Genomic DNA, 19,245 nt, shown 5'->3' with positions numbered 1-19,245 from the left:
CGAGAGGGCGGAGCCTGAGGCAGTGCGTATCCTGGCCATCGACACGGCGCTCGAGCGCTGCGCGGCCTGCATCATGGCGGACGACTCGCCCGAGCCCCTGGCGCAGGAGAGCATGGACCTCGCGCGCGGCCATGCCGAGGCGCTGCTGCCCCTCGTGGAGCGGGTGATCGCCCGGGTCGAGGGCGGGTTCGAGAGCCTGGACCGGGTCGCCGTCACGGTGGGCCCCGGCTCCTATACGGGACTCCGGGTCGGCCTCTCGGCCGCCCGGGCGGTGGGGCTCGCCTGCGGCATCCCGGTCGTCGGCGTCACCACCCTGTCGGCCCTGCTGGCGCCGCTGCTCGCCGCCGAGGAGGATTATCTCGGCCAGGGCTACCTGCTCGCCGCCGCGATCGATGCCCGCCACGGCCACGTCTACTTCCAGGCCCTGAGCCAGGACGGCGGCATCGCCGTGCCGCCGACCCTGCTGCCGCTGGCCGAGGCTGTGCGGCTCCTCGGGCCAGGCCCCGCGGCGCTCGCCGGCTCGGCCGCCCCGGCGCTGGCGGCGGCTGCCGCCGCGCAGGGGAACCGCGCCGTGGTGCCGGAGGGCCATATCGCCCCGCAGATCGCCTGGGTGGCCTCCCTCGGCCTCGTCGCCGACCCGGCTCATGCGCTCGCTCGTCCCCTCTACCTGCGCGGGCCGGACGCCCAGCCGCAGGACCATGCCCGCCTCGCCCGCCGCTGACGGAGACCCCGATGAAGTGGATGCCGTTCCGCTCCCCCCCGACCGCCCATGTCGCGCCCCTGATCTCGGCCGACCGGGCCGGGGAGCTCGCGGCGCTCCACGCCACCGCCTTCGCGCGGCCCTGGGAGGCGGACGAGTTCGAGCGCATGCTGTGCGAGCGCGGCCACGCCGCCCACGCCCTGATGCTGGGCACGGTGATCGGCGGCTTCGTGCTCTCGCGCCAGGTGCTCGACGAGGCCGAGATCCTCACCATCGTGCTCGGTCCCGCCTCCCGCGGCGCCGGCCTGAGCCGCCAGCTCCTCCGGTCGCACCTCGTCGCCCTCGAGGATGCGGGCGTGCGCCGGGTCCATCTCGAGGTCGATGACGGCAACGCCCCGGCGCTCGCCCTCTACCGCCGGTTCGGCTTCGCCGAAACCGGCCGCCGGGCGAGCTACTACGCGCGGCCCGACGGGAGCCGCGCCAACGCGATCATGATGCAGGTGGCTTTGGGCTGACGCCGCGACCGCAATTCTGACGCAACGTCAGAATAGTGGGTTGTGGCCGGTTGCCGGGATGCGCGCGGCCGGGATGGAGCCGCCCCGATGTCCGGTCGCCTGCCTGCCTCGCTGGTGCTCGTCCTCTGCCTCGCCGGACCGGCCGTCGCGCAATCCGGCGCGGCGCCGAACGTCGATCTGCTGATGCAGATGAGCGGCCGCGTCTCGGGGGAGGAACTGGCGAGCCGGGTCGCGACTGCCGGGACCTTTCCGCTCGGCAGCCGGGACAATCCGGTGCGGGTGCTCGGCCCGCACGGCGAGCGCGCCTTCCTGGCGCGCCTGCGCTGCCCGGCCGGCGACGCGCCCGCCTTCCACCGGATCGGCTCCTTCGGTGCGGGCCCCTACGAGTCGATCATCGACGGATACGCCGTGCGCTGTGCCGGCGCCGGCGAGGCGGTCGTCTACATGGACATGTATCATCCCGGCCACGACGAGACGCAGGCACCGGCGGGCTTCGCCCTGGCGCACTGACGATCCGGCGCGGTGGACGCTCCGGGCCGGACTTGGTATGCGGCGGGGGACGCGCGGTGCCCACGTGCGGCCCGCCAGACGACCTTCCCGAGCCGAGCCCCCGCCGTCCGAACCATGACGTACCTCGTCGCTGGCCTGCGGCTCCTCGCCTACGCCCTCGCCTTCGCGCTCCTTGCCGGGCCGCACTGGCTGATCCTGAAGCTCGGGCGGGGCAGCCTCGCCGGGCACGCGCCGGCTCTGCTGCACCGGGCCTTCCTACGCCTGTTCCAGATCCGCATCACCGTGACCGGCACGCCGCCGGCCCCGCGGGAGGCGGCGCTCGTCATCGCCAACCACATCTCCTGGCTCGACATTCCGGTGCTCGGGGCATTGCGTCCGCTCTCCTTCGTGGCGAAGTCCGAGATCGCCGGCTGGCCGGTGATCGGCACGCTCGCGCGGCTCCAGCGCACGGTGTTCATCGACCGCGCCCGCAAGCGCCACACCGCGGTGGTCAACACCGAGATGAGCCGGCGCCTGCGCGACGGCGAGCTGATCGTGCTGTTCGCCGAGGGCACCACCGGCGACGGGACGCGGCTCCTGCCGTTCCGCACCTCCCTCGTCGGCGCCGCCCGGGCGGCGATCACCGAGGGCGGGCTCGACCGGGTGCGGCTCCAGCCGCTCTGCATCGCCTATACCCGCCGCAACGGCCTGCCGCTCACCCGGGCCGAGCGCCCGGACATTGCCTGGTACGGCGACATGGAGCTGGGCCCCAGCGTCAAGCTGTTCTTCGAGCGCGGGCCGATCGACGTCCAGGTGACCTGGGGCGAGCCGATCGCCTTCGCGGCCGGCACCGACCGCAAGGCCGCGACGGCGCTCGCCGAGGCCTCGGTGCGCCGCGCCCTCCAGGAGGCGGTGACCGGCCGCCCGCCCGTACCCCAGCCGGCGCCCGTCCCCCGCCCCGTGCACGAGTCGCCGCCTATTCTCATTCCGGCCGCGACGGCTTAAATGACGGGAAGCGGCTCCATCGGGCCGCCCCCGCCACCTCCGATCATCTCCGCTCAGGGCCGGTTCGTTGAAGAAAGCGTTCGTCAAATCCTACGGCTGCCAGATGAACGTCTACGACGCCTCCCGCATGGTCGACCTGCTCGGCCGCGAGGGCTTCGTCGAGACCGGCGCCGTGGAGGAGGCCGACGTCGTCGTCCTCAACACCTGCCACATCCGCGAGAAGGCGGCGGAGAAGGTCTATTCCGAGCTCGGCCGGCTACGGGTGCTGAAGGGCGAGCGGGCGGAGGCCGGACGCGACACCACGGTGGTGGTGGCGGGCTGCGTCGCGCAGGCGGAAGGCCGCGAGATCCTGAACCGCGCGCCCGGCGTCGACGTGGTAGTGGGCCCGCAGAGCTACCACCGCCTGCCGCAGCTGCTGGCGGCGTCGAAGGACGGGCGCGTCGTCGACACCGAGTTCCCGGTCGAGGACAAGTTCGATCACCTGCCGGCGCGGCGCACCCCGGGCGTCTCCGCCTTCCTCACCGTGCAGGAGGGCTGCGACAAGTTCTGCGCCTTCTGTGTCGTGCCCTATACCCGCGGGGCCGAGGTATCGCGCCCGGTCGAGAAGATCGTGGCGGAGGCGGAGCGACTGGCGTCGGCCGGCGCCCGCGAGCTGACGCTGATCGGCCAGAACGTCAACGCCTATCACGGCACGGGCCCGGACGGCCGCGACTGGACGCTCGGTGAGCTGCTCCACCGCGTCGCCGCGATCCCGGGCGTCCTGCGCCTGCGCTACACCACGAGCCACCCGCGCGACATGGACGAGGCCCTGATCGCGGCGCATCGCGACCTGCCGGCCCTGATGCCCTACCTGCACCTGCCGGTGCAGTCGGGTTCGGATCGGATTCTCCACGCGATGAACCGCAAGCACGATGCCGACACCTACCGCCGGCTGATCGACCGGGTGCGGGCAGCGCGGCCCGACATCGCGCTCTCCTCGGACTTCATCGTCGGCTTCCCGGGCGAGTCCGACGCCGACCACGCCGAGACGATGCGGCTGATCGCGGATGTCGGCTTCGCCAGCGCGTTCTCGTTCAAGTACAGCCCGCGTCCCGGCACGCCGGCGGCGGAGAGCGCTGACGCGGTGCCGGAGGCGGTGAAGAGCGCGCGGCTCGCGGAGCTGCAGGAGCTGCTCGAGCGCCAGCGCCAGGATTTCAACCACGCCACGGTGGGTCAGACCGTTCCGGTGCTGCTTGAGAAGGCCGGCCGCCATCCGGGCCAGGTCGCCGGCAAGTCGCCCTATCTCCAGGCGGTGCAGATCGAGGGCGACACGGCCGCGATCGGGACGATCGTTCCGGTGCGGATCACCCGGGCCGGCTCGAACAGCCTGTTCGGCGAGGCGGTCACCGAATCGGCGGACCCTGCAATGACGGCCGGTGCGACCGCGACGACGGTCGCCGCGTGAGGAACGACAGGATGGCGACGGGAGAGGCGGGCGGCCGCGGGCCGAGAGGGCGCGACCCCGCGCGCGAGCGGGAACTCGCCCCGCGGGCGGTCGCGGGCCTGAGCGAGGCGGCCGAGGTCGCCCTGACCTTCGACGACAACCGCCTGGCGAGCCTGGTCTTCGGCCAGTATGACCAGAACGTGGCCCACCTCGAGCGTCGCCTCGGCGTGGTGGCGACGGCGCTCGGCAACCACGTCGTGGTCAAGGGCCCGCCTGATTCGACCGAGCGGGCGCGCCGGGTGCTGGAGCTGCTCTACGCCCGCGTCCGCGACGGGGGAGGGGCGCCGCTCACCCTCGGCGACGTCGACGGGGTGATCCAGGAATCGTCGCTGCAGGGCAACCTCTTCTCCGCCGACGAGGCGCCGACCAACGGCGAGCGGCCGTCCTTCGACCAGATCGCCACGCGCCGCCGCGGCGGCGTGCGGGCCCGCAACGCCGCACAGGACGCCTACATCAAGGCCCTGCGCAACCACGAACTGGTCTTCGCCGAGGGGCCGGCCGGCACCGGCAAGACTTGGCTCGCCGTCGGCTACGCCGTCTCGCTGCTCGAGCAGGGCCATGCCGAGCGGCTGATCCTGTCGCGCCCGGCGGTCGAGGCCGGCGAGCGGCTGGGCTTCCTGCCCGGCGACATGCGCGAGAAGGTCGATCCCTACCTGCGGCCGATCTACGACGCGCTCTACGACTTCATGGAGGCGCGCCACGTCGATCGCGGCCTCCAGACCGGCATGATCGAGATCGCGCCGCTCGCCTTCATGCGCGGCCGCACGCTCACCAATGCGGTGGTGCTCCTCGACGAGGCGCAGAACACCACCTCGATGCAGATGAAGATGTTCCTGACCCGGCTCGGCGAGAATTCCCGGATGATCGTCACCGGCGATCCGAGCCAGATCGACCTGCCGCAGGGCCAGAAATCCGGCCTCGTCGAGGCGGTGCGGATCCTCGATGGCGTCGAGGGCATCGGCCGGGTCACCTTCCGGGACGTCGACGTGGTGCGCCACGATCTGGTGCGCCGGATCGTCACGGCCTACGAGGCGGACGCCCAGGAGAATCGTGACGAGGCACCCCAGCGGCCGACGCCGTCGCGCCGGGGACCGCTGCCGTGAGCGAGCATGACGAGATCGACGTCGCGGTCGAGGACCCGCGCTGGGAGGCCGTCGTGCCCGACCTCGAGGCCTTCGTCGCCCGCGCGGTCGAGGCGGCGCTCGCGATCGTGCCGCCGGGCGGACCGATCGAGATCAGCATCGTGCTCACCGACGATCCCGCGGTGCAGGAGCTGAACCGCACCTGGCGGGCCAAGGACAAGCCGACCAACGTGCTGTCCTTCCCCAATGAGCAGCCGCATGGCGGCGGGCCGCGCCTCCTCGGCGACGTGGTTCTTGCGTATGACACAATGCTGCGCGAGAGTGGGGAGCAGTCCAAGCCCCTCGACCACCACCTCGCCCATCTCGTGGTTCATGGCACGCTGCACCTCCTCGGTCACGACCACGAGCTCGGCGACGCCGAGGCCGACGCCATGGAGGCGTTGGAGGTCGCGGCCCTGCGGCGCCTCGGCGTGCCGGACCCGTACGGCGACGTGGCCGGTTGAGCCGCGGACGCCCTCACCCCAGACGCGAGAGACATGAGCAACGATCGAAGTCGCAGCGCCGCCGCGACCGCGCAGGCGATCCCGGAGGACGACAGTCCGGGGCGCGAACCCTGGTATGATCGCCTTCTGAACATCTTCCACCTGAAGCCGCGCGACGCCCAGCGCGACGGCCTCTCGGATGCCTTGGCCGAGGTGCAGAACGGCGACCACCCGGTCTCCCCGGTCGAGCAGGCGATGCTCAAGAACGTGCTCAGCCTCCACCGGGTGCGGGTCGACGACGTGATGATCCCCCGGTCCGACGTGGTGGCGGTCCCGATCGACACCGCGCTCGGCGAGCTGCTGAAGGTGTTCCGCGGCGCCGGCCATTCCCGCCTGCCGGTCTACGGCGAGAGCCTGGACGACCCCCGCGGCATGGTCCACATCCGCGACTTCGTCGACTACATGGCGAGCCGGGCCGAGGCCGGCGGCGACCGCCTGCCCGACCTCGCCGGGGTGGATCTGACGGCGACGCTCGCCACCACCCGCATCCTGCGCCCGGTGCTGTTCGTGCCGCCCTCGATGCCGGCGATCGACCTGCTCGCCCGGATGCAGGCCAGCCGCACCCACATGGCCCTCGTCATCGACGAGTATGGCGGCACCGACGGCCTGATCTCGATCGAGGATCTGATCGAGGTCGTGGTCGGCGACATCGAGGACGAGCACGACGTGGCCGAGGGCCACCGCGTCCTCAAGGTCGACGGCGAGAGCGAGATCTTCGTCGCCGACGCGAGGGCGAGCCTCGACGACGTCGCCGAGGCGACGGGGGTCGACCTCGTGGCGGCGGTGGGAGAGGCGGCCGAGGAGGTCGATACTCTCGGCGGCCTGATCGTCACCATCGCCGGCCGGGTCCCGGCGAGGGGCGAGGTCATCGCCGTGCCGGGCGATTTCGAGGTCGAGGTGCTGGATGCCGATCCGCGGCGGATCAAGCGCCTGCGCATGCATCGCGGTCTCGCCCGGCTCGAGGGGCCGGAGACGCCCCTGGCCCTGCCGCCGCCCGACGGCGAGGCCAGCTTGCGAACCGATTCCGCCGCCTGATCCGCCTGGCTGAGCCCCGCGAGCATCGCGCCGCCGGCCGCAAGACGGCCGGTGCCGAAGCGGTCGCCGCTTCGGCAGATCACGATGCTCCAACAACAGATGAAGCGGACAGGCGCGATGACTGTCCGCCCGAGTGCCGTCCCGCGAGCCCGCCCATGCACGACATCGACTCGAACGGGGCGCCGCTCGCTGCCCCGGCGGCGCCCTTCGGCCTCGCGCCGCTCGCCCACCGCATCGCCCTCACCGCCGGCTGGACCCGTCTCGCCCTGGCCTGGCTCGCTGGCGCCTGCGGGGCCCTGGCGATGCCGCCCTTCGGCTTCCTGCCCGCCCTCTGCGTCGCCCTGGTGCCGGCGGTCTGGCTGCTCGACGGGGCGGCCACCGCCCCCTCGCGCCTCGGGCGGCGCGCCGGCACGGCGCTCGCCGCCGGCGTGATCGGCTGGGCCTGGGGCTTCGGCTATCTCACCGCCGGCCTGTGGTGGCTCGGCGCCGCCTTCCTCGTCGAGGCCGACCAGTTCGCCTACCTGATGCCGCTCGGGGTGCTCGGCCTGCCGGCGGCCCTCGGGCTGTTCTACGGCGTGGGCTTCGCCGCCGCCCGGCTGCTCTGGTCGCCGGGACCGGGTCGGATCGCTGCGTTGGCCTTCGGGCTGTCCGCCGCCGAGTGGCTGCGTGGGCACCTGTTCACCGGCTTTCCCTGGAACGCCCTCGGGATGGCGCTCGGCCAGAATCTCTGGCTGATGCAGGCGGCGTCCGTCGTCGGGCTCTACGGGCTGACCGTGCTGGCTGTGCTGGCTTGCGCCGCCCCGGCCACCCTCGCCGATGCGGGCGGGCCGTCGCGGCGCTTCGGGCCACCCATCGCCGCGCTCCTCGTCCTCGCCGGCCTCGGCGCGGGCGGCGCGCTGCGGGTACCGGCCGGCCCGATGCCGGAGGTGCCCGGCGTGCGCCTGCGCCTCGTCCAGGCCAGCATCCCGCAGGATGCCCGCTTCAACCCGCGCAACCGGGACGGCATCCTCGAGCGCTACCTCGGCCTCAGCGACAGCGCCACCGCGCCGGACCGCCAGGGCCTGCAGGACGTCACCCACCTGATCTGGCCGGAATCCTCGTTCCCGTTCCTGATCCAGCGCGATCCCCAGGCCCTGCGGCGGATCGGCACCGCGCTGCCGCCTGGCACGCTTCTCGTCACCGGCGCGGCGCGGGCCGACGAGCCGCTGCCCGGCGAGCGGCTGCACTTCTACAACTCGATCCTGATGATCGGGCAGGACGGCTTCGTCGGCGGGCGCTACGACAAGCTCCACCTGGTGCCGTTCGGCGAGTACCTGCCGGGACCGGTCGACCGCCTGTTGCGGACGCTCGGTCTCAAGCAGTTCGTGGCCGTGCCGGGGGGCTTCACCGCGGGCGAGGCGCAGGAACGGCCGCCGCTCGCGGTTCCGGGCCTGCCGCCGGTGGCGCCCTCGATCTGCTACGAGGCGATCTTCCCCGGCGCCGTCGCTTCGCGCCGGGAGCATCCGGGGCTGCTCCTCAACGTCACCAATGACGGCTGGTTCGGCGACACGCCCGGCCCGCGTCAGCACTTCGCCCAGGCGCGTCTCCGTGCCGTAGAGGAAGGCGTTCCTCTCGTGCGGGCCGCGAACACCGGAATCAGCGCGGTGGTTGATCCTTATGGGCGGGTGACCGGGATGTTGTCGGTGGGCACCGAAGGCGTGCTCGATCGAAACCTCCCGAAGAACCTTAGGGAAAGTACGGCGTACGTACGATTCGGCGATGTTTTTTTCATCGTCATGCTCTTAGGGTGCTGGCTCATGGCCCTTGCGGCGCGCACTCGTCGCGCGCCTGTCCCGCCCCGCGGAGCGTCGATGTGAAGAAGGCACCCGATCCGGTCGATCGTCATGTCGGGCACCGCGTGCGCGTCCGGCGGCTTCTCGTCGGCGTGAGCCAGGAAAAGCTGGGCGACGCCCTCGGCGTGACGTTCCAGCAGATCCAGAAATACGAGAAGGGGACCAACCGGATCAGCGCCAGCCGGCTGCGCCAGATCGCCGACATGCTGAACGTCCCGGTGAGCTTCTTCTACGAGGGGGCGCCGCGCCAGGATGGTGGGCGGAGCGAGGAGGTGGCGGCGGAGCCTGCCTCCGACACCGCCGCCCACGACGTGTTCTGGACCAGCCAGGACCTGCAGCTGGTGCGCGCCTTCCAGCGCATCACCGACCACCAGTTGCGCCGGCGCATCATCAGCCTGGTCGAGGCGATCGGCACCAGCGGAGCGCCGCCCGACGGCGCGGAGTGACGATATCCAGCGACGATTCCCGGGGGACGGGGTTGCAAAGGTTTCGCTGCCCCCCCTGACGCCGCGGTTGTATGACCCTCCCGAACGCGTGCCAATGCGCGACAGTCTCGCGCGTCAGCGCGACAGGGGGGACGGCCTTGCGGAGCATCGAACGGGAGCCGGGCGCCGGGATCGCGCGTCCGGAGAAGGCGGAGGCGGGCTTCCATCCGGTCCTGATCGGACTCGGGCTGATGCTGGTGGCCTTCAATCTCCGGCCCGCCCTGTCGAGCATCGGCCCGCTCCTGCCGGGCATCCGGGCCGAGACCGGCCTCTCCGGCGCCCTGGCGGGGGCTCTCGTCACCGTGCCGGTCCTGTGTCTCGGGGTCTTCGGCCGCCTCGCGCCGGTGCTGGTGCGGCGCCTCGGGCCGGATGCCAGCGTGCTGGCGGCCCTGGTCGTGCTGGCCCTTGGCCTCGTCTTGCGCGGCCTCGGCGGGGTGCCGCTGCTGTTTCTCGGCTCGGTCGTCGCTGCCGCGGCGATCGGGATCGTCGGGGTGATCCTGCCCGGCATCGTCAAGCGCGACTTCCCCGACCAGGCCGGGCTGATGACCGGCCTCTACACCGCGCTCCTCTGCCTCGGCGCCGCTGCCGGTGCCGGCTTCACGGTTCCGGCGCGCCGCGCCCTCGACCTCGGCTGGGAAGGGGCCCTGATGCTGTGGGCGGCGCCCGCCCTCGTGGCGGCCGCTTGCTGGCTGCCCTTCGTGCACGCCCGGCCGCTGCCCTCCGCCTCGGCCGCGCGCCCGTCAGGCCGGCTGTGGCGCGATCCCCTGGCCTGGCAGGTCACCGGCTTCATGGGGCTGCAATCCTCCCTCGCCTACATCGTGTTCGGCTGGCTGCCCGCCGCCCTGGTCGATCGGGGCCTCGACATCGTGGCGGCCGGCCTCGTCGCCTCGGTCTCGGCGCTGGCGCAAGGCGTGCTCGCCCTCGTGGTGCCGACGCTGGCAGCGCGTCGCCCGGATCAGCGGCCCTGGGTGGTGCTGGTCATCTCCTTGCCGCTCATCGGCTTCACCGGGCTCCTGGTCGGGCCGCTGGCGTTCGCCTGGGGCTTCGCGCTGCTGCTGGGTCTCGGGCTCGGCGGCTGCTTCGGCCTCGCCCTGACGCTGATCGTGCTGCGGGCCGGGGACCCCCGCGCCGCCGCCGAGCTCTCCGCCATGGCGCAGGGCGTCGGCTATTGCGGCGCGGCGCTGGGACCGTTCCTGGTCGGCATCGTGCACGACCTGAGCGGCGGCTGGGGCTTGCCGGCGGCGCTCTACGCCGCCCTGTGCCTCGGAGCGGCGAGCTTCGGGCTGCTCGCCGCGCGGGACCGGACGGTCCGGATCTGAACGTCTCGCGCCCTCGTAGCCGGTCTGCCCGAGGGCGTGAGGACCCTCAGTTGCTGCGGACCAGCGCCTCGAGCACCTTGGCGCCGGGACGCCCCGTCTGCGGCATGCCGAGCCGGCGCTCGATGTCCTTGATCGCTTCGCGGGTCTTGGCGCCGACCCGGCCGTCCGGCTCGCCGACATCGTAGCCGCGGGCGGCGAGCGCGCTCTGCAGGCTGCGGCGCTCGGCCCGCGACAGGGGCGGGTCGTCGGTGGGCCAGGCGGTCTGCACGCCGGCCTTGCCGCGCAGCCGGTCGGACAGGACCGCGATGGCGAGCCCGTAGGATTCGGCGGCGTTGTAGGAGTAGATCGCGTCGAAGTTCTTCGTCACCAGGAAGGCCGGGCCGTTGGCGCCGGCCGGGGCCAGGATGCCGACCGGCCCCTCGGCCGAGAGCGGCCGCCCGTCGAGCCGGGTGACGCCGAGCGAGGCCCAATGCGTCACCGGCTTCTTGTTCTTGCGGCCCGCCGCCGACACGTTGAAGCCGGAGGGTAGCCGCACCTCGTAGCCCCAGGGCTGGCCGTTGTGCCACTTGGCGACGCGCAGGAAGTTGGCGGTGGAGCCGACGGCGTCCGGCACCGAATCGACCACGTCGCGCCGCCCGTCGCCGTCGAGGTCGACCGCGAGGCGATGGTAGGTGGTCGGCATGAACTGGGTCTGGCCGAAGGCGCCAGCCCAGGAGCCGGTCAGGCGCTCGGGCGCGATGTCGCCCTTGGCGATGATCTTGAGAGTCGCGATCAGTTCGCTGCGGAAGAACTCGCGCCGGCGGGTGCCGCCGCAGGCCAGCGTGGCGAGTGATTGCACCAGCGGCATCTTGCCGAGGTTCTTGCCGAAATTCGACTCGACGCCCCACACCGCCGCGATGGTGTAGCGGTCGACGCCGTAGCGCGCCTCGGCCTGGGCCAGCGCGCTGGCGTGCTGGCGCATGGCGGCGCGGCCGTCATCGACCCGCTCGTCGTCGACGAGGGCGGCCATGTAGTCCCAGATCGGGGTCTTGAACTCGGGCTGGGCCTGGGACAGCTCGATCACCTTGTCGTCGAAGGTGATGCCGGCCGTCGCCGCCTGGAACGCCGCCGGCGATACGCCGGCCGCCGCCGCATCCTGGCCGATCCCGGCGAGGCAGGAGCGGAAATCCGCCAGCGCCGCCTGCGGCAGGCCGAATCCGGCGAGGCAGAGCAGGGTGGCGGCCTTGAGGGTCGCGCGCCGCGTCATGAGCAGAAGTCTCTCCCGTTTCGCCGATCCAAGCACCGGAATAGGGCGTCATCAGGGTTAAGGAAAACCTGATGGAATCGGCGACCGGAGGGCGATCCGCCGCGGCGAACCGCCCGCCGGCCTCGCGGGATTATCGTTCGAGGCTAACCGTCGCGCCCCGAACGGTACCTGGCACCGTCAGGCCCAGGGCCGGTCGGCGAGCTTCTGCTCGTAGGCGTCGATCGACGACGCCTTCTCGAGGGTCAGGCCGATATCGTCGAGGCCGTTGAGCAGGTTGTGCTTGCGGGCGGGGTCGATGTCGAAGTGGAGGGTGCCGCCGTCCGGCCCCTTGATGACCTGGTTCTCGAGATCGATCGTCAGCGTCGCGTTGGCGCCGCGATTGGCGTCGTCGAGGAGCTTCTCCAGGTCTTCCGGCTTCACGGTGATCAGCAGGATGCCGTTCTTGGCGCTGTTGTTGAAGAAGATGTCGGCGAAGCTGGTCGAGATGATGCAGCGGATGCCGAAATCGGCGAGCGCCCAGGGGGCGTGCTCGCGCGACGAGCCGCAGCCGAAATTGTCGCCCGCGACCAGGATCTTGGCGTTGCGGTAGGCCGGCTGGTTGAGGACGAAGTCGGGGTTCTCCGAGCCGTCGTCGCGGTAGCGCATCTCGGAGAACAGGCCCTTGCCGAGGCCGGTACGCTTGATCGTCTTGAGGTACTGCTTGGGGATGATGCGGTCGGTGTCGACGTTGACGATCGGCAGCGGCGCCGCGACGCCCTCCAGCACGGTGAACTTTTCCATCTGACTCTTCGTCCGGGCAGCGCGCCGCGCGGATCGGATGTCCGCGCGGCGTCAGTTCGGACGGGTTCTAGCAAGTCGCCCGTGCGGCGGGAAGCGCGTCGGCGCGTTACCGCGACGCGGGTCGCTATCGCGACCCCGACAGCTCCAGCACGTCGTCGAAGGTCCGCAGGCCCGGGCGCGGCGAGTTCACCAGCACCGCCATGTTGCCCGGCGCGTGCTGGTTCTTCCACATCTTGGTGTGGGCCTCCGGGATCTTGTCCCAGGGGAACAGCTCGCTCATGCAGGGATCGACCCGGCGGTCGATGACGAACTGATTGGCGGCGGCGGCCTGCTTCAGGTGGGCGAAGTGCGAGCCCTGGATGCGCTTCTGCCGCATCCAGACGTAGCGGGCATCGAAGGTGATGTTGAAGCCGGTCGTGCCGGCGCAGAACACCACCATGCCGCCGCGCTTCACCACCAGCGCCGAGACCGGGAAGGTCGCCTCGCCCGGGTGCTCGAACACGATGTCGACGTCGTTGCCCTTGCCGGTGATGTCCCAGATCGCCTTGCCGAACTTGCGGGCTTCCTTGGTCCACTCGTTGAACTCGGGCGAGTTGACCTTCGGCAGCTGGCCCCAGCAGTTGAAGTCCTTGCGGTTGATGACGCCCTTGGCCCCTAAGCTCATGACGTAGTCGCGCTTCGACTCGTCGGAGATCACCGCGATGGCGTTGGCGCCGGCCGCCGCGCAGAGCTGCACGCCGAACACGCCGAGGCCGCCGGAGGCGCCCCAGATCAGCACGTTCTGGCCCGGCTTGATCGTGTGCGGCGCGTGGCCGAACAGCATCCGGTAGGCGGTGGCCAGGGTGAGCGTGTAGCAGGCGCTCTCCTCCCAGGTCAGGTGCTGGGGCCGCCGCATCAGCTGGCGCGACTGCACCCGGCAGAACTGGCCGAAGGAGCCGTCCGGAGTCTCGTAGCCCCAGATGCGCTGGGACGGCGAGAACATCGGGTCGCCGCCGTTGCACTCCTCGTCGTCGCCGTCGTCCTGGTTGCAGTGGACGATGACCTCGTCGCCGACCTTCCAGCGCTTCACCTTGGCACCGACCGCCCAGACGATGCCCGAGGCGTCGGACCCGGCGACGTGGAAGTCGGCCTTGTGCACGTCGAACGGCGAGATCGGCTCGCCGAGTCCGGCCCAGACGCCGTTGTAGTTGACGCCGGCGGCCATCACGAGGACGAGCACCTCGTCGTCGCCGATCGACCAGGTCGGCAGGACCTCGATCTGCATCGACTGTTCCGGCGGTCCGTGGCGCTCGCGCCGGATCGCCCAGGCGTACATCTTCGACGGGACGTGGCCGAGCGGCGGAATTTCGCCGATCTCGTAGAGATCCTTCACCTGGGGGCCACCCTTTGCCACCGGTTCCAACGCGGCGCTCGCTGCCATCGCGGACCCTCCCTTGAAATGATGCACTGCACCGTGAATTCTAGCGTCGTTCCAGGGGGCCTCAATAGCCCTTTTGGCGACGTGGCCTACTTGTCGGCCTTACGTCATGGATGACGGTCAAGTCGGGTGAGGTTACCATCCTGGCGCCGAGGCGGGCGGCCGGGCAACGAGGGGCGAGGGCGCAGATGGGCGAACCGGACGTCAAGCGGGACAAGCCGTGGATCATCCGCACCTATGCGGGCCATTCGACGGCGGCGGAATCGAACGCGCTCTACCGTGGAAACCTCGCCAAGGGGCAGACCGGCCTCTCGGTCGCCTTCGACCTGCCGACGCAGACCGGCTACGACCCCGACCACGAGCTCGCCCGCGGCGAGGTCGGCAAGGTCGGCGTCTCGATCGCGCATCTCGGCGACATGCGGACCCTGTTCCAGGACATCCCGCTCTCCCAGATGAACACCTCGATGACCATCAACGCCACGGCCCCCTGGCTGCTGGCCTTGTATCTCGCGGTCGCCGAGGAGCAGGGGGCGCCGTTCTCGGCCCTCCAGGGCACGACCCAGAACGACATCATCAAGGAATACCTGTCGCGGGGCACCTACGTCTTCCCGCCCGGTCCGTCGCTGCGGCTCACCAAGGACGTGATCCTGTTCACGACGAGCCAGGTTCCGAAGTGGAACCCGATGAACGTCTGCTCCTACCACCTGCAGGAGGCGGGGGCGACGCCGGTCCAGGAGCTGTCCTACGCGCTGGCGGTCGCCATCGCGGTCCTCGACACGGTGCGGGACGATCCGGCCTTCGACGAGGCGAGCTTCGCCGACGTGGTCGGGCGGATCTCGTTCTTCGTCAATGCGGGCCTGCGCTTCGTCACCGAGATCTGCAAGATGCGGGCGTTCTGCGATCTCTGGGACGAGATCACCCGCGACCGCTACGGCATCGACGATCCGCGCAAGCGCATCTTCCGCTACGGCGTGCAGGTGAACTCCCTCGGGCTCACCGAGCAGCAGCCCGAGAACAACGTCCACCGCATCCTGATCGAGATGCTGGCCGTCACCCTCTCGAAGCGCGCCCGCGCCCGCGCGGTGCAGCTGCCGGCCTGGAACGAGGCGCTCGGACTGCCGCGACCGTGGGACCAGCAGTGGTCGATGCGGATGCAGCAGATCCTCGCCTTCGAGACCGATCTCCTCGAATACGACGACATCTTCGACGGCTCGGTCGTCGTCGACGCCAAGGTCGAGGCGTTGAAGGCCGAGACCCGGGCGGAACTGGCCCGCATCGGCGCGCTCGGCGGCGCGGTGGCCGCCATCGAGACCGGGACGATGAAGCGGGCGCTGGTCGAATCGAACGCGAAGCGCATCGCCGCGATCGAGCGCGGCGAGCAGGTCGTCGTCGGCGTCAACAAGTTTCAGAACGGCGAGCCCTCGCCGCTCACCGCCGGGGACGGCGCGATCTTCACCGTCTCCGAGACGGTCGAGATGGAGGCGCAGAGCCGCATCAAGACCTGGCGCAGCCAGCGCGATGCGAGCGCCGCCGCGGCGGCGCTCGACGAACTCGAGGCCGCGGCACGCGAGGGCCGCAACGTGATGCCGGCCTCGATCGCCTGCGCCAAGGCCGGCGTCACCACCGGCGAGTGGGGCGAGCGCCTGCGCCAGGTCTTCGGCGAGTACCGCGCGCCGACCGGCGTGACCCCGGAGACCGTCACCTCGGGGGCGGCCGAGGAGGCGCGCCTGCTCATCGCCGATCTCGGCGAGCGCCTGGGCGAGGCACCGAAGCTCGTCGTCGGCAAGCCCGGCCTCGATGGCCATTCGAACGGCGCCGAGCAGATCGCGCTGCGCGCCCGCGACGTCGGCTTCGACGTGACCTATGACGGCATCCGTCAGACCCCGTCCGAGATCGTCGCCAAGGCCCGCGAGCGCAATGCTCACATCATCGGCCTGTCGATCCTGTCGGGCTCGCACGTGCCGCTGGTGCGCGAGGTCCGGGCCCGCCTGCGCCAGGAAGGCCTCGACCACATCCCGGTCGTCGTCGGCGGCATCATCTCGCCCGAGGATGAGCTGGTGCTGAAGAACATGGGCGTGGCGGCGATCTACACCCCGAAGGACTACGCCCTCGACACGATCATGGTCGGCCTCGCCAAGGTGGTCGAGCGGTCGATCGCCCGGCGCGAGGCGGAGGATGCGGCGCCGCGGCGGGAAGAGGTGTTCTGAGGGAAGGATGTCTCGGGGGAGCCAGGTCAGGGCTCCCTCGAGGCACCTTCTTCGGATCGGGACGGGTGATTCCCTGACCCGGTCTTCCGATCCGGGCAGCGTATCAGGGGCCGTCCACCGGATCATGACAGTCAGTGACAGAAAGCCTTGGCCGTGCCGGCGGGCGAACGGTTCATGATGAGGCACTTCCCCTTTCCCGCGCGACAGCCGCGATAGCGGAAGGAGATCCAGGATCCGGCAGAGAAAGTGCCGCGGAGCGGCTCCATCTTTGCATTGCTGCAGACATCCAGACGCTTCGCGAAGTCGGCGACCAGCCGGCCCGGGGGTCCATGCCAGCACAGCGGCCGCCGAAGCCGCTCTCGATCACGCCCAAGGAGGCGCGGCCGGCAATGCGCTGTGGCAGAAGCGTCAGGAAACCGGCGCGTGCCGGGCGCGTCAGCGGGAACTGATACTCCTTGGGAGCATTGAGCCGGGCGTCCCCGTCGCGAGGTGCCGGCATGACCCAGCAGATTCCGATCGGCCCCGATTCGGTCGCCGACGAGCCCGCCGGCCCGGACGGCACCCATGCCTTGCGCCCGGACCTCGCCTACCAGCGCCACGCCATCGTCAACGTCGCCTATCTCGGCGTGCCCGGGGCCGGCGACCGCGGCTGGGTATTGCTCGATGCTGGGATCCTGGGATCGCGCGGCGCCATCGAGTCGGCCGCAGCCGCCCGGTTCGGGGCCGGCGCCCGGCCGGCGGCGATCGTGCTCACCCACGGCCATTTCGACCATGTCGGCGTGATCGAGGACTTGGCCGAGGCCTGGGACGTCCCGGTCTGGGCCCATCCCCTGGAACGGCCCTATCTCGACGGCAGCGCCGCCTATCCGCCCCCGGATCCGAGTGTCGGCGGCGGCCTTCTCGCCCGGCTCTCGCCTCTGTTCCCGACGCGCCCGGTCGATGTCGGCGCCCGCCTTCGTCTCCTGCCGGAGGATGGCGACGTGCCGCCGCTGCCGGGCTGGCGCTGGATCCACACGCCGGGTCACTCTCCTGGCCATGTCTCGCTCTGGCGCGCCGCCGACCGGACGCTCATCGCCGGGGACGCCTTCGTCACCACGGCCCAGGAATCGGTCTACGCCGTCGCGACCCAGGCGCCCGAGATGCACGGACCGCCGCGCTACCTCACCATCGACTGGGAGGCCGCCGGGCGCTCGGTCGAGGCCCTGGCGCAGCTCGAGCCTGAGCTGGCGCTCACCGGTCACGGCCGACCCCTCCGCGGTCCGGGGCTGCGCCAAGCCCTGCACGATCTCGCCCGCAACTTCGCCGCGGTGGCGGTGCCGGAGAAGGGGCGCTACGTCGAGGCGCCGGTCCGCGCCGGCGAGCCGGAGGCGACGCGGACGCCGTGAGGCGCCTCTCTCCCCGCTATCCACATCGCGCCGCCAGCCGGCTCCCAAGGCGAGAACGCAGCTTGACCGCACCAGCCTCGCCGTGGCTTGTTCACGTTATGTTCTAACGTGAGTCGGCCGTGGCCGGCGGCGTGCAGCGGTGAGCCAGGATCCATGAGTCACGAGCCGGCGGAACGATGGGACGGGCGGGCGCCCGGCGTCGAGACGATCGCGACCGCCTATCTCGCCGCCGCCGGGGGCGACGCGGGCCTGGCGCTTCGCCGGGCGATCGCCGACGCCCTCGCGGATCTCGGCGAGGCCGAGCGGCGGACGCGCCAGCGGGATCGGCTGATCTCGCGGGGATACGTGCGGGCGGGGCCGATCGGGCGGGGCGACTGGCCCTGACGCCGCCCGCCCGAACCCTCCCGCCTCTGCGGAGAGTGGGGGGGGCGCAGCGAGCCGGGGGAGGGGCGGCACGACGCCGATCCGGAGGGCGCCCCGCACGCCAGTTCGGTTATTTCTGGAGGCGTGTTTCCCGTCTCCCGCCTGCTCCACGGGGCACTCTCCGCCACAAAAGGGGGATCGCGCTCCAGCTGCATCTCGCCACCCCGCCATCCGACGCATCGCGTGCGCGCCGGCACAGTAACCGCGCCCCTGCAGGACTAATCAGAGATAAACCAACAGGACGTACACCATGTCCCAGCCCGTCATGTCTCCCCATGCCGACCTGATCCGCTACGATATACGCCGCGACCGCGCCGGCTGGACAGTCTACGACGTGCGCTCCGGCGCCATCGCGGTGATCGACGGGGTGCTGCAGGTCGGGCTCGACATGGACGAAGCCGATGCCGTCGCGGATGCGTTGAGCCTTGAGATCCCGTCCGCCTCACTCACCGGGATCATGCCCCGCTTCGCCTGGTTCCAGGCCCCTGCCAGGCCTTGATCAACCTGCCAGGCCTTGATCAGGGCCCGGCACATCCTGGAACGGTCAGGCCCGGAAGCCCTCGAACACCATCTGGTCGGCATGCGCCCGCGCGAGCCGCACCTGCGCCTCGGTCCGCACGGTCCAGGTCATCACCGGCATGCGGCCGAGCAGGCGGCAGAGATGCGTCGCGGCGTTCGGCAGGTCGTCGACGCGCCAGGACAGGAAGTCCGGTCGGCTCTCGGACACATGCAGCAGGTTCGCCAGCCCGTGCCTTTGCGCCTCGGTGAGGTTGGCGTAAGCCGGGTCATCGTGGCGGCTCTCCGCCACGACGCCGCGCGGGATCTTGGGAGCGAGATCGGCGAGCGCCCCGACGATGACGGGATCGAACGATTTCAGCGCCACCGGACCGTCATAGGCCGCGACGATCTCGGCGGTGCGGCGGGCGAGCGCCAGATCGCCGTCGTGCCGGGTCTTCACCTCGATGACGAGGGGCGTGCGGCCGGCGATCTTTTCCAGGAACTCCGCCAGGGTGGGGATGCGCTCGGCGCTGCCGAGCACCGTCAGCTGCCCGAGATCGGCGGCGTCGCGCTCGCGCACGAGGCCGTCGGCCCCGGTGAGCCGGCCGAGGCCGGCATCGTGAAAGACCATCGCCTCGCCGTCCCGGCTGAGCTGCACGTCGCACTCGATCGCGTAGCCGCCGACGATCGCGGCCTCGGCGGCAGCGATCGTGTTCTCGGGGATGCCGGCGGCCCTGTCGTGCAGGCCGCGATGGGCGATCGGGCGGGCGATCAGCCAGCCGGGGGCGAGGCGGTCTGTCAT

At 71.4% G+C, this 19,245-nt stretch carries 19 protein-coding genes; 15 read left to right on the top strand and 4 right to left on the bottom strand.

Annotated features, from left to right (window positions below):
* Window positions 1-22 precede the first annotated feature (22 nt).
* The 11 genes from tsaB to MFF64_RS04330 all read left to right on the top strand — a co-directional run bounded on the left by tsaB (window position 23) and on the right by MFF64_RS04330 (window position 10,487).
* Window positions 23-721, top strand: a complete 699-nt coding sequence (gene tsaB, locus MFF64_RS04380) for a tRNA (adenosine(37)-N6)-threonylcarbamoyltransferase complex dimerization subunit type 1 TsaB (protein ID WP_099906355.1) — start codon at window positions 23-25, stop codon at window positions 719-721.
* An 11-nt stretch (window positions 722-732) separates the two neighbouring features.
* Window positions 733-1,215, top strand: coding sequence for a GNAT family N-acetyltransferase (locus tag MFF64_RS04375; RefSeq protein ID WP_099906357.1), 483 nt, complete (start codon window positions 733-735; stop codon window positions 1,213-1,215).
* An 87-nt stretch (window positions 1,216-1,302) separates the two neighbouring features.
* Window positions 1,303-1,725, top strand: coding sequence for a hypothetical protein (locus MFF64_RS04370; protein ID WP_099906359.1), 423 nt, complete (start codon window positions 1,303-1,305; stop codon window positions 1,723-1,725).
* A 114-nt stretch (window positions 1,726-1,839) separates the two neighbouring features.
* Window positions 1,840-2,709: a lysophospholipid acyltransferase family protein gene (locus MFF64_RS04365; RefSeq protein ID WP_099906361.1), complete on the top strand. Its 870-nt coding sequence runs from the start codon at window positions 1,840-1,842 to the stop codon at window positions 2,707-2,709.
* Window positions 2,710-2,776: 67 nt separating this feature from the next.
* Window positions 2,777-4,153, top strand: coding sequence for a tRNA (N6-isopentenyl adenosine(37)-C2)-methylthiotransferase MiaB (gene miaB, locus MFF64_RS04360; protein WP_238189771.1), 1,377 nt, complete (start codon window positions 2,777-2,779; stop codon window positions 4,151-4,153).
* A gap of 11 nt (window positions 4,154-4,164) precedes the next feature.
* On the top strand, window positions 4,165-5,295 hold the full coding sequence (locus MFF64_RS04355) for a PhoH family protein (protein ID WP_099902292.1): 1,131 nt from the start codon (window positions 4,165-4,167) through the stop codon (window positions 5,293-5,295).
* Window positions 5,292-5,777, top strand: a complete 486-nt coding sequence (gene ybeY, locus MFF64_RS04350) for an rRNA maturation RNase YbeY (RefSeq protein WP_099902294.1) — start codon at window positions 5,292-5,294, stop codon at window positions 5,775-5,777. The genes MFF64_RS04355 and ybeY overlap by 4 nt, the downstream gene beginning before the upstream one ends.
* A 33-nt stretch (window positions 5,778-5,810) precedes the next feature.
* A complete protein-coding gene (locus tag MFF64_RS04345) occupies window positions 5,811-6,851 on the top strand; it encodes a hemolysin family protein (protein ID WP_238189767.1) in 1,041 nt (346 codons plus the stop codon).
* A gap of 155 nt (window positions 6,852-7,006) precedes the next feature.
* Window positions 7,007-8,707 (top strand): apolipoprotein N-acyltransferase, encoded by a 1,701-nt coding sequence (gene lnt / locus MFF64_RS04340; protein ID WP_099908008.1) that lies wholly within the window; start codon window positions 7,007-7,009, stop codon window positions 8,705-8,707.
* Complete coding sequence (locus MFF64_RS04335; protein ID WP_099908009.1) at window positions 8,704-9,129, top strand: helix-turn-helix domain-containing protein; 426 nt, start codon at window positions 8,704-8,706, stop codon at window positions 9,127-9,129. Before lnt ends, MFF64_RS04335 begins: the two co-directional genes overlap by 4 nt.
* Before the next feature lie 137 nt (window positions 9,130-9,266).
* Complete coding sequence (locus MFF64_RS04330; protein WP_238189765.1) at window positions 9,267-10,487, top strand: CynX/NimT family MFS transporter; 1,221 nt, start codon at window positions 9,267-9,269, stop codon at window positions 10,485-10,487.
* A gap of 46 nt (window positions 10,488-10,533) precedes the next feature.
* Here the strand turns inward: MFF64_RS04330 and MFF64_RS04325 are convergent, their stop codons facing one another.
* The 3 genes from MFF64_RS04325 to ccrA all read right to left on the bottom strand — a co-directional run bounded on the left by MFF64_RS04325 (window position 10,534) and on the right by ccrA (window position 13,933).
* Complete coding sequence (locus MFF64_RS04325) at window positions 10,534-11,733, bottom strand: lytic murein transglycosylase (protein ID WP_099908013.1); 1,200 nt, start codon at window positions 11,731-11,733, stop codon at window positions 10,534-10,536.
* Window positions 11,734-11,910: 177 nt separating this feature from the next.
* Window positions 11,911-12,513, bottom strand: coding sequence for a 3-isopropylmalate dehydratase small subunit (leuD, locus tag MFF64_RS04320; RefSeq protein WP_099908015.1), 603 nt, complete (start codon window positions 12,511-12,513; stop codon window positions 11,911-11,913).
* Between the two features lie 124 nt (window positions 12,514-12,637).
* Window positions 12,638-13,933, bottom strand: a complete 1,296-nt coding sequence (ccrA, locus tag MFF64_RS04315; protein ID WP_099908017.1) for a crotonyl-CoA carboxylase/reductase — start codon at window positions 13,931-13,933, stop codon at window positions 12,638-12,640.
* Window positions 13,934-14,118: 185 nt separating this feature from the next.
* Between ccrA and MFF64_RS04310 the strand changes: the two genes are divergently transcribed.
* The 4 genes from MFF64_RS04310 (at window position 14,119) to MFF64_RS04295 (ending at window position 18,444) form a co-directional block, all read left to right on the top strand.
* On the top strand, window positions 14,119-16,137 hold the full coding sequence (locus MFF64_RS04310) for a protein meaA (RefSeq protein ID WP_099908019.1): 2,019 nt from the start codon (window positions 14,119-14,121) through the stop codon (window positions 16,135-16,137).
* A gap of 497 nt (window positions 16,138-16,634) precedes the next feature.
* Complete coding sequence (locus MFF64_RS04305) at window positions 16,635-17,522, top strand: MBL fold metallo-hydrolase (RefSeq protein ID WP_099908021.1); 888 nt, start codon at window positions 16,635-16,637, stop codon at window positions 17,520-17,522.
* Between the two features lie 153 nt (window positions 17,523-17,675).
* The gene (locus MFF64_RS04300) at window positions 17,676-17,906 is read left to right on the top strand and encodes a hypothetical protein (protein ID WP_099908023.1); all 231 of its coding nucleotides are present in this window, start codon (window positions 17,676-17,678) and stop codon (window positions 17,904-17,906) included.
* A gap of 289 nt (window positions 17,907-18,195) precedes the next feature.
* Window positions 18,196-18,444 (top strand): hypothetical protein, encoded by a 249-nt coding sequence (locus tag MFF64_RS04295; RefSeq protein ID WP_207768250.1) that lies wholly within the window; start codon window positions 18,196-18,198, stop codon window positions 18,442-18,444.
* A 45-nt stretch (window positions 18,445-18,489) separates the two neighbouring features.
* On the opposite strand, the gene MFF64_RS04290 is transcribed toward MFF64_RS04295, so the two are convergent.
* Window positions 18,490-19,245, bottom strand: coding sequence for a glycerophosphodiester phosphodiesterase (locus tag MFF64_RS04290; RefSeq protein ID WP_238189762.1), 756 nt, complete (start codon window positions 19,243-19,245; stop codon window positions 18,490-18,492).

The sequence above is a fragment of the Methylobacterium frigidaeris genome (assembly GCF_022179185.1).
GTDB classification, from domain to species: Bacteria; Pseudomonadota; Alphaproteobacteria; order Rhizobiales; family Beijerinckiaceae; genus Methylobacterium; species Methylobacterium frigidaeris.
This window is presented reverse-complemented; position numbering and strand designations above follow the sequence as displayed.